At 64.5% G+C, this 9,391-nt stretch carries 12 protein-coding genes; all 12 read left to right on the top strand.

Annotated elements, in window-relative coordinates; genetic code table 11:
* Window positions 1–40: 40 nt before the first annotated feature.
* The 12 genes from HTY61_RS18175 to HTY61_RS18120 are packed head-to-tail and all read left to right on the top strand — an operon-like array spanning window position 41 to window position 9,330.
* Entirely contained in the window at window positions 41–1,858 is a 1,818-nt protein-coding gene (locus HTY61_RS18175) for a phage tail tape measure protein (protein WP_175278131.1), read from the top strand.
* The gene (locus HTY61_RS18170) at window positions 1,859–2,320 is read left to right on the top strand and encodes a DNA circularization N-terminal domain-containing protein (protein WP_175278130.1); all 462 of its coding nucleotides are present in this window, start codon (window positions 1,859–1,861) and stop codon (window positions 2,318–2,320) included. It begins immediately after the preceding gene.
* Between the two features lie 12 nt (window positions 2,321–2,332).
* Entirely contained in the window at window positions 2,333–2,917 is a 585-nt protein-coding gene (locus HTY61_RS18165; RefSeq protein ID WP_175278129.1) for a hypothetical protein, read from the top strand.
* Entirely contained in the window at window positions 2,914–3,969 is a 1,056-nt protein-coding gene (locus tag HTY61_RS18160; RefSeq protein WP_175278128.1) for a phage baseplate assembly protein, read from the top strand. The genes HTY61_RS18165 and HTY61_RS18160 overlap by 4 nt, the downstream gene beginning before the upstream one ends.
* Before the next feature lie 2 nt (window positions 3,970–3,971).
* The gene (locus HTY61_RS18155; RefSeq protein WP_175278127.1) at window positions 3,972–4,451 is read left to right on the top strand and encodes a phage baseplate assembly protein domain-containing protein; all 480 of its coding nucleotides are present in this window, start codon (window positions 3,972–3,974) and stop codon (window positions 4,449–4,451) included.
* Window positions 4,448–4,978 (top strand): phage GP46 family protein, encoded by a 531-nt coding sequence (locus HTY61_RS18150; RefSeq protein ID WP_175278126.1) that lies wholly within the window; start codon window positions 4,448–4,450, stop codon window positions 4,976–4,978. Before HTY61_RS18155 ends, HTY61_RS18150 begins: the two co-directional genes overlap by 4 nt.
* Window positions 4,953–6,044, top strand: a complete 1,092-nt coding sequence (locus HTY61_RS18145) for a baseplate J/gp47 family protein (protein WP_175278125.1) — start codon at window positions 4,953–4,955, stop codon at window positions 6,042–6,044. The genes HTY61_RS18150 and HTY61_RS18145 overlap by 26 nt, the downstream gene beginning before the upstream one ends.
* Before the next feature lie 6 nt (window positions 6,045–6,050).
* Window positions 6,051–6,890 carry a putative phage tail protein gene (locus HTY61_RS18140; protein WP_175278124.1) on the top strand — a complete coding sequence of 280 codons (840 nt, stop codon included), beginning with the start codon at window positions 6,051–6,053 and terminating at the stop codon, window positions 6,888–6,890.
* A 10-nt stretch (window positions 6,891–6,900) separates the two neighbouring features.
* Window positions 6,901–7,827 (top strand): hypothetical protein, encoded by a 927-nt coding sequence (locus HTY61_RS18135; protein ID WP_175278123.1) that lies wholly within the window; start codon window positions 6,901–6,903, stop codon window positions 7,825–7,827.
* A 57-nt stretch (window positions 7,828–7,884) separates the two neighbouring features.
* Complete coding sequence (locus HTY61_RS18130) at window positions 7,885–8,604, top strand: hypothetical protein (RefSeq protein WP_175278122.1); 720 nt, start codon at window positions 7,885–7,887, stop codon at window positions 8,602–8,604.
* Entirely contained in the window at window positions 8,604–8,918 is a 315-nt protein-coding gene (locus HTY61_RS18125; RefSeq protein ID WP_175278121.1) for a hypothetical protein, read from the top strand. Before HTY61_RS18130 ends, HTY61_RS18125 begins: the two co-directional genes overlap by 1 nt.
* Window positions 8,919–8,931: 13 nt before the next feature.
* Window positions 8,932–9,330 (top strand): DUF4376 domain-containing protein, encoded by a 399-nt coding sequence (locus HTY61_RS18120; protein ID WP_175278120.1) that lies wholly within the window; start codon window positions 8,932–8,934, stop codon window positions 9,328–9,330.
* Window positions 9,331–9,391: the final 61 nt, after the last annotated feature.

Here is a 9,391-nt window from a genome sequence, read left to right as displayed (position 1 = left end):
GGCCGCCGCCTGGGAACGCGAAAACCGGAAATAGCGCATCATGGCAAATCGCACGATCGAGGCGATCCTGCGGCTGTCGTCGCGGCTTGGCAACATGCAGGCATTCAGCCGCGTGTCGAGCGAGTTCGACAAGATCGACCGCAAGGCGAAAGCCTACAATCGCTCGCAATCCGCGATTGTCGCGACAGCGGGCCGCGTCCGCACGGCGATGCTGGCCTATGCCGCACCGGCAGCGATCACGGCCGGCGCGACGGCCGCGACGCGATCCTTCGCCTCGATCGAGCGGCGCATGAACCGTATCGGGATCACGGCCGACGCATCTGCCGAGGAGACCGAGGCCGCGCTCGAGCGCGTGCGCTCGATCGCCAATGATGTTCAGGCGCCGGTGCAGGGCGTCGTCGACGCGCTCGACGGCATGGTCGCCGCTGGCGCGACGATGCAGGAGGCGCTCGACCTTCTGCCGTCCGTTGCGTCCGCCGCGCAGGCCGCCGACGCCGATTTCCTCGACATGGCGACGACGGCCGACGCTATCGCGAACTCGTTCAACATTGCTGCCGGCGAAATGGAGCGCGCGTTCGACATCGTCGCCAAGGGCGGCAAGGAGGGCAAGTTCGAACTGAAGGACATGGCGTCCTATCTGCCGTCGCTCGCCCCGGCCTTCGCCGCGCTTGGCTATGATGGCGAAGCCGGCCTTCGGCGCCTGGCGGCCATGCTGCAAACCGTTCGTCGGGAAACGGGCACGTCCGGCGAGGCGGCAACCGCCTTCATGGATGTTCTTACGAAGATGGAATCGCAGACGGTCGCGAACAATTTCGCGAAGCGGTTCGGCGTGGATCTGCGCGAGGAATTGCAAGCGGCACGCGATGCAGGGGAGGATATTCTCGACGCATTCATCCGGCTTTCCGAGGAGGCGGTCAACGGCGATCTTGCGAAGCTGCCGCAACTGTTCACCGACAAGCAAATGCTGATCGCCATGCGCGCAATCCTGCGGAACAAGGATGCGATCAAGGAATATGAAGCGGCGATGTCGGATGCGGCCGGGACGGTCAGTCGCGACCTCGAGCGCATCAAGTCGGACACGCAATCCGCGATGGATGAAATGGGCAATGCCTGGCGAACGTTGAAGGAGGATTTCGGCAAGTCGATCGCGCCGACCGCTGTCGCCGCCATGAAGGGCGCATCGAATGCGCTTACGAAAGACCGGGCGATCAGGAACTCGACCTATTGGCAGAATGCGTCGCTGATGGAGCGCATGACGTTCACGTTCCACAAGAGCGCGGCCGAGCGCGATGCGATTGCGCGGTCTGGCGGATATGTCATCCCCGGCGACGAAGCGTTGGCGAAGCAGGATCCGGCCATGTACCGGGCGACGGCCTTTGCAGCGATGCCGCCGCGCCTTCCCGCCGCGCCGCCGTCGAGTCTCTATTCGGGGCCGTCTGGCGGCCTTGCCGAGCGCGCGGCGGTGCAGCCTGGCTATCTCGGCATGAATGTCCTAGCGGGGGCCGAAAGCAAGATTTTCGGATCACGCGCGACGCCGGACCTGGCGCACACGACCAGCGATGATCTTTATAGCGCGACGGCATCATCCGCGAAGGATGCTGCCGACAAGGTCGAGCAGGGCATTGCAGATGGCGGCAACCGGGCAGCCGAGGCAATCACGCGGTCGGGATCGAGGGCGGGCGACGCATTCGCCATGACGATCGAGGGCGCCGCGGCCCGCTTCGGCGCCTTGGCCGCCGAAAGCTTCAAATCCCGTTTGTCCGGGTTTGCCGGAGGCGCTTCGGGGCAGAATGTTTCCGGCGTACCCGGTCGCACCATGCCGAATGCGGGCGAGCCACAAAGCGCCGGGGGGATGTAAATGCGGAACTGGCAGGCATCATTGCGCGCCGCGTCGTTTCGCGGGGTGCCGTTTCACGTCGACAGCGATTCGCCGAATGTCGGACGCCGTGTCGTCGCGCACGAAATTTCCGGCGGCGAAACGGTTCTAACGGAAGATATGGGCCGGGCAACGCCGACCATATGGGTTTCGGCCTATGTTGTCGGCGACGTTTCCGACGCCGCCGGCCATGCGCTCGAGGCGGCGTGTTCGGCGGCGGGCGCCGCCCTGCTCGTGCTGCCGATGGATCCGGCGCGGATGGCGCATTGCACATCATGCAGCCGCAATCGCAGGCGCGATCGCATGGGGTATGTCGCCTATGACCTTGAATTCATCGTCGCGGCCGATGCGGTCGGGTTCGCCGCGTCCGGCCTTGGCCTGTTGCGCGAGCGGTTCGCGGTCGACCTGTCGGCCGTTGCATCCGCCATTGCCGCCCGTTTCTGATCGAGGTCGAGCATGCAGGATACGATTGACATTCTGGTCGCGCTTGCCGGCGATCTGCTTTCCGGCGACGATGCGATCCGGGCCGATCGGCTAGCCGTCGCGGCTGGCGCCGGCGACGCCGGCGCGGCGCAAGCGGCCCTCGACCTTGCCCGCCTGGTCGGCGAGGCGGCGGATCCGGCAGGTACGATCGCCGCCCTTGACCGGTATCCGCCAGTCGATGCGTTTTCGCATGTCGCCTGTCTTGTCGTCGCCTGCTTTGCGGTTGTCCGCGCTGATTTCACCGCGCGGCAGGATGCGCAGGCGGCACGTTCGCGCATGTCCGCGCGCGCCGATCTCGCCTATTCGGTCGCCGGCGAATTCGGCGCCGACGTTGTCGACTGGCTTGTCGGGCTCGCCGGCGCGGCGGTGGAGCATCTTTCCGCAGTAGCGGCGCGGCGGGCGCCGGTCGTGCGTGTCGAGACTGGAATTTCGCTGCCATCGACCTTGCTCGCCTTCGATCTTTACGGCGACGCGAGTCGAGCCGATGAACTGGTCGACCGCAACGGCGTGTCGACGCCGCTTGTGATGCCGACGCAATTCGAGGCGGTCACACAATGACGACCGAGACGGTTACGTTTACGGTCAACGGGCGTCCATTGCAGCACACGCGCGCCGCGCTATCCGCTTCGGCGGAGCAGGTCGTCAGGATGGCGACATTCTCTGTCGCGTGGACAGGGGGCGGCCTGCCGTGCATTCCAGACGAGCCGGCCGAAATAGCCGTGTCGGGTGAACTGTGGGGAACAGGCTACGTTCGCGACGTGCGCGGCCGTCACGGCGCGAATAACCGGGATTATGAGGTTACGTGGGTTTCACGAACATGCGATGCGACCGAATGTTCGATTGACCATCCGACCGGGCTGAAGCGTGACGCAGATCTCGCGGATATTGCGCGGGAATTCGATACGCTCGGCATCGGCATCGAGGCCGACGGCGTCGCGACGCTTGTGAAGTCTGTTCACAAGATACGGCCGGGGGAGACGTTGTTCGAAACGATCGAGCGGGACGCTCGCGCGCAGGGCGTGCTTGTCTATGACACGCCGCGGGGTAGGTTGAAACTGGCGGCCAAGGCGGAGGGGCGGCATGCCGGTCGCCTGGCGCGTGGCATCAATATCCTGCAGGCATCCGGCAGCCTGTCGGGTGCGCGAAACTTCTCGTCGGTCAAGGTACGCGGGCAGGCGTCGGTCGGTACGACCGGCGCGGCCTTGCGGCCGGAGGGTGTCGCGCGCGGTACGGCGTCACGCGCCCGACCGCTGATCCTGACGCTCGAGGGTGAGGCAACGTCCGACAGGCTGAAGCGTCGCGCCGATTGGGAGGCGCGCCGCGCATCCGGTCAAGGCGTGTCCTGCACCGTCGACGTTCCCGGCTTTCGCGATTCCGCCGGCAGGATATGGTCGCCGAACTGGCTTGTCGCGATCGACGACGACTGGCTCGGTATCGCGCAGGACATGGTGATTGCCTCGGCGTCGCTCGAGCAGGACGTGATGTCCGGCACGATCGCTCGCCTGACACTGAAGGATCCGCGCGCGCTCGGCGGCGAAAACCCGCGCGGCCAGTCGAATACGGCATGGGCGTCGCCGGAAACGCTCGAGCCTGACTATCGCGAGGGGTGACGATGTTCGACGGGAACCTGACGCGACTGGAACTCGACGGCACCGTCGAGCATCGCGGCGGACAGCAATTCGTCAACGGCACGGGGTTTGCCGGCGACGCTTTCGAGCGCGTGCACCGGGTCGAGCCGCACGGATTTGCAAGCCATCCCGTCGCCGGCGGGATCGCCGCCGTGTTCTCGGCGCGCGGGAGTCGCGATTCCGCCTATGCGTTCGGCGGCGAAAACCCCTCGCTTCGCCCCTCGATCGAGGCGGGAGGAACGGCGATTTATGACCATCTCGGCAACATCGTTTCGATTGTCGCCAGCGAAATGCGGATCGTGCACGCGACCGGCATTCATATCGTCGCGCCGGAGATCGTTCTCGAGGGGAATGTCAGGCTTGGAAGCGCATCGGCCAGTCGCCCGGCATCCGCGCAGGGCACGGTCGACACGGCCGGCGCGGAGGACGTGTCGAATCTCGCGACAAAGGTTTTCGTCGAATGAAGATCATACCGATCGAACAGGGACGCGAGCCGTTGCTCGATCCCGATATCGCCTGGAACGGGATTGTCGGCGACCTTGCGACGACATCGCTTGATGACGAACAGAATCCCGGCGGCCTGCGCGCAACGCAGGCGCTGGCGACGGCGGTCCTGATCTGCCTCATGACCGATCGTCGCGTCGACGAAAGCGAATTGCGCGACGGCGACGAGAATCGAGGCTGGCCGGGCGACAGCTTCGGCGTCGATCCGGGCGACCCGCCGCTCGGTTCCAAGTTGTGGATTTTGCGTCGCCGCGCACTGACCGCCGAAATCGAGACGCTGGCGGAGGACTATGCGCGCGAGGCGCTGCAGACGCTCGTCGACCAGGGCGCCGTCGCCCGATTCGACGTGACGGCGACGGCCAACCGGTCGGCCGGGCGCCTCGATCTCGAGGTGACGGCATACGGCCGCGCAGGCGCCGAGGTCTACAACCAGAAGTTTGCGGTTCTTTGGGATCAGTTGAATGGCATATCAAATCCGCTCGCTTGACGAGATCGCGGCCAGCCTGCGCGGAGCATTCCGGCAATATCTTCCGGGTACCGACGCCAGCCTGAAACAGAATGTTCTTTCGGTGATCGCGAAGGTCGTCGCGCTGCTCGGCTATGAATACGAGTTGCGGCTGCAATGGATTTTTCGCCAAATCTTTCTGACGACGGCGACGAGCGAGGCGATCATCCGCCTGCATGCGGCCGAATACGGGATTTTGCGCAAGCCGGCGTCGCCGGCGTCCGGCAACATTTCGGGCGCCGGAACGCCGCATGCGACATATCCCGCCGGGATCCGTTTCACATCGGCAGGCGTGAATTACCTGACGGCCGAGCCGTTCACGGTCAACGCGATTGGCGAATTCACGGCCTCGGTGACGGCCGAGACAGGGGGCGAGGATACGAACCGCGACGAAGGCGCGCAATTGTTGCTGGCCGATCCTGCGCTCTATCCGACTCTTTCCGATGTCGTCACGGTTGCGGCCGGCGGGCTTGGCGGCGGTGCGGACACGGAATCGATCGAGGCTTTGCGCGCACGTGCATTGAAGCGCAAGGCGTCGCCGCCGCAGGGCGGCGCGCTGGCCGATTATGAGGCATGGGCGCTCGAGGTTCCGGGCGTCGTTTCGGCGTGGGCCGCCAACTATTCCGGCGGCTTCGGTCATATAGGCGCATGGGTTCTTTTCGCCGGTCGAGAGAATGGCATCCCGACCGATGCGGACCTTGCCGCGGTCGAGGCGCATATTGCCGACAAGCGATTGGTCCGCGCGCGCTTCTCTGCGGCCGCGCCGATCGCGAAACCTGTCGACATGGATATCCGCTTGACACCTGACTCGGTTGCGATGCGATCGGCCGTTTCGGCGGCATTGGCCGAATTCTTTGATGCGACGCGATCCGATACCCGGCTCCGACCCGGATTGCCCGACGATCCGTTCACCCTGTCGCGATCGTGGATATCCGAAACGATTTCGACGGTCGCCGGCGAAGCCAGTCACGTTCTCGCGTCCCCGGCTGATGATATTGTTTTCCAGCCGGGCGAATTGCCTGTGCTCGGCGAAATAACCTGGTCGTGAGGCGAAATGTCGACCTGGCATGTAAACAGCGAATGGGCAGACTTCCATGCGGTCGACGGCGGTCCTGTCACATGGATCGACGCGACGGCAGATTTCGCGGATCCGAATGTGACTGCCGACGATGCGCTGACCGCCCCGACCGTCGACGATCTGTTGCCGTCGGGTCTCGCATTGTGGCCGCGCGGTGCGGCGTGGGGGACGCCCGACGGGGAGGCGCCGTCCCTGACGAGCGTTTTCGCACGGCTGACAAGCGCAATTCTGGCGCTGTTCGCCGACCTTTATGCGCGGGCATGGCGGCTGACCGAGGAGGCGCGGTCGGCAAGCATTGTCGACAGCCTGGAGGAATGGGAGGCCGAATTCGGCCTGCCGGATCCATGCTCGACAGGTGAAATGACCGCGGCCGACCGCATGGCGACATTGCGGGCGCGGGTCGCTGGGCTGCCAAGCGTTACGCCGGCCGACATCGTCATGCTAGCTGCCCGGCTCGGCTACGTCGTGGCGATCGAGGAGCCGGACGCATTCATCGCCGGCGTTTCATCGCTCGCCGGGCTCGGCGAATTGTCGAATTCCGACCTGGAACAGCAATGGGTCGTAATCGTTCGGGAAGTTCCGGCCTCGCAGTTCGAGGCCGGGATCGCGGAGACCGGCGTGTCGCGGCTTCTCGATTTCGACAACGGTCGGCTTGAATGCGCAATCCGACGGATCGCGCCCGCTTGGACGCGGGTTGTTTTCAACTATGCCGAACAGCCGATCGGGCTCGCGCTCGAGACGGGCGACGGGTCGGCGATCGTAACGGAGACGGGCAAGGGCCTTGTCGTCTCCCTCCTGCCTTCAAACCTGTCCTAAGGGGTTTCCGATGAAATACAATCAACCCGCCGGCGCGCTGCCCGGCGCGCCCTATGTCGACGGCAATCGCAATACCGGCGAAAAGGGCTCGATCGTTCCCGCGGCGGCCATCGAGCATCCGCAGCGCGAACTTGCGCACCTGATCGAGCATGCCGGCCTGACTCCGTCGGCGACCGATCTCGAGCAGGTGCGCAAGGCGATCGAGGCGCTGATTGACGCTGCGACGGGCGGCGGCGGATCGTCAACCTATATCCTGATGTCGCAGGCGCGTGCCCGGTTGCCGATATTTCCCGAGATAATGACCGGTGACGGCCGCATGAATGTAACCAGTCCGGGCGCGGGCACGATCCTTGTCCCCGAGGCGGTGCAGTTCATGCATCGCGGGATTTTCCCCGTGTCGACCAGCGACTTCGATCTCGCCGACCGGACCTTCGCGACGAATGCGAACAAGACCTATCATCTGCGGTGGAATCCCGTTGACGGGTTTGCCCTGCAGGATCTCGCCGACGGCGCCTATAATCCTGACGTGAAGGCGGAATCCGATGCAGGTTTCGATTCCACCTACGACGACATGCTGGTCGCCCGCATCGTGACCGATGCCGGCAACGTCGCGACGATAACGAATCTTGCGAACCGGGCGTCGCTGCGCGCCTATGTCTATGAAACTGCGGAGCCGGAACTGTATTCAAACAATTCCTGGCGGGCTGACTTCTCGATTTCCCTCGACTGGTCGCGGCGGCCGGATTTCGTGGCGGTGGCGTCGCAGGTCTACGCGCAACAGGCGGCTACGGCCTATGTCCAGGGCGGGGCGAACCGGGTGATCGCGGAAAGCTTCACGCGCTATGCGATCAGCCATTCCTCCATGACCGACTGGAATTCGACGCCGGCTGGCTTTGGTAGCCTGGTGGCCTCAATTCGCGGCGGTGCGGCGGCCTGACGCGCGCGCAGGCGTTACCGGGCAAACCAAACAGAAACCATCCGGGTATAACGGGACATGGAAGAAATTCGCATCAAGGATCTGCCCGGCGAGGGCTCCCCGAATGGCGGCGATTTCGCCGTCATCGACAGCGGTTCGGAAGGCTGCCGCAAGGCAACCCTGCACGATATCGTCACCGCCGTCGCCGGCGCGCTCTACGCGAGCGCCGCGCAGGGGGCAAAGGCTGACAGCGCCATCCAGCCGGATGATTTCGGTTCGGTGGGCGCGCTCATTGCGGCGGCGGAAACCGCGGCGGCGGTTCTGGCCGTTCTCGGCGTGGGCACAACCGGCGCGGCGGTGTTTGGCGCCGATGATGCCGCGACGGCGCGCGGCGCCCTGGAGTTGGGCGATTCAGCCATCCGTGATCTGATTGGCACAGTAGGCCAGTCGGGTGGCGTGCCAACGGGCGCAATCATCGAGCGCGGCAGCAATGCAAACGGCGAATATGTGCGTTATGCGGACGGGACGCAGATATGCCTGGTTCCCTCGACTGGCGTCGGAACCATAGAGACAACGGTCGGGAGCATAAAGGCCAGCGCGTCCGCCGTGACGATTGTTCTTCCTGCCGCTTTCATATCGGATGACTACGGTGTTTATGCTTGCGACAGGGCATCGCATGGCATTTGGGTTTCGGCCGCACCTGTAAACACCGGAGAAGTGGCGGTCAGGGCATATTCCTACGGCTCTTTTGCAACCAATCGAACAGTTCACACGGTCGCAATCGGGAGGTGGTTCTGATGCGAATTTCATTTTGCCCGCAGCGGCGCGACGACCATGTCACGGCCAGCGTTTCCGGCGATGTCCTGACCGTCAACGGCGAGCAGTTCGACTTTTCATCCTTGCCGGATGGCGCGTCGATCGACGCGGCCGATGTCCCTTGCGATCTTGTGATCGGCTCGATCGCGCGGACAGGCGGTGAAATTGGCGTCACGCTGATCTTGCCGCACGGCCCGATGCCCTCGCATGACGTGGCGTTTCCCGAGCCCGTCGTCGCGACGAACGGGCCGGTCGATCTACCCGGACACGATGGAGGTGGCTATGTGGGCGCCTGACCCGGAAATAATCATGACCGCCGACAAGAAGGCGGAGCAGGAGCGGGCGGCCTTGTGGGCTGCCGTTAATGCCGAGCGCGACCGTCGGATCGCTGCAGGAAACACCTTCACGATCGCCGGCTATGGCGACATTCCGATTACCGGCACCGTGCGGGATCAGATCGTTTTGGACGCGCTGCGATCGAAAGCGCGCGACCTGCAGGATTCCGGCGTAACGGATCCGGTCATGACGCTGCGCGGCGCCGATAACGTGACGCATAGCCTGACGCCCGAGCAGATGGTCGCGCTTGTTGACGCGGGCATGGCCTGGATCGAGGCTGTGATGGCAGTCTCATGGGCCATGAAAGACGGCGTCGGGGATTTCACCGACGGCATTCCTGCCGACTTCGCCGCGGATCGTTACTGGCCGTAATCGGCGAACCTTCACGAAGCTGAAATTTCGAAACATCGCCGGGCGACCGGCGGAGGAGATC

The sequence above is a fragment of the Oricola thermophila genome, from assembly GCF_013358405.1.
GTDB classification, from domain to species: domain Bacteria; phylum Pseudomonadota; class Alphaproteobacteria; order Rhizobiales; family Rhizobiaceae; genus Oricola; species Oricola thermophila.
The sequence above is the reverse complement of the archived record's forward strand: the minus strand, read 5'-3'. Positions and strand labels throughout refer to the sequence as shown.

Coding starts and splice junctions, on each gene's coding strand:
- HTY61_RS18145 (WP_175278125.1), top strand. CDS start 4,953: ATGGCATATCAAATCCGCTCGCTTGACGAGATCGCGGCCAGCCTGCGC.
- HTY61_RS18155 (WP_175278127.1), top strand. CDS start 3,972: ATGTTCGACGGGAACCTGACGCGACTGGAACTCGACGGCACCGTCGAG.
- HTY61_RS18160 (WP_175278128.1), top strand. CDS start 2,914: ATGACGACCGAGACGGTTACGTTTACGGTCAACGGGCGTCCATTGCAG.
- HTY61_RS18165 (WP_175278129.1), top strand. CDS start 2,333: ATGCAGGATACGATTGACATTCTGGTCGCGCTTGCCGGCGATCTGCTT.
- HTY61_RS18170 (WP_175278130.1), top strand. CDS start 1,859: ATGCGGAACTGGCAGGCATCATTGCGCGCCGCGTCGTTTCGCGGGGTG.
- HTY61_RS18130 (WP_175278122.1), top strand. CDS start 7,885: ATGGAAGAAATTCGCATCAAGGATCTGCCCGGCGAGGGCTCCCCGAAT.
- HTY61_RS18140 (WP_175278124.1), top strand. CDS start 6,051: ATGTCGACCTGGCATGTAAACAGCGAATGGGCAGACTTCCATGCGGTC.
- HTY61_RS18135 (WP_175278123.1), top strand. CDS start 6,901: ATGAAATACAATCAACCCGCCGGCGCGCTGCCCGGCGCGCCCTATGTC.
- HTY61_RS18120 (WP_175278120.1), top strand. CDS start 8,932: ATGACCGCCGACAAGAAGGCGGAGCAGGAGCGGGCGGCCTTGTGGGCT.
- HTY61_RS18150 (WP_175278126.1), top strand. CDS start 4,448: ATGAAGATCATACCGATCGAACAGGGACGCGAGCCGTTGCTCGATCCC.
- HTY61_RS18125 (WP_175278121.1), top strand. CDS start 8,604: ATGCGAATTTCATTTTGCCCGCAGCGGCGCGACGACCATGTCACGGCC.
- HTY61_RS18175 (WP_175278131.1), top strand. CDS start 41: ATGGCAAATCGCACGATCGAGGCGATCCTGCGGCTGTCGTCGCGGCTT.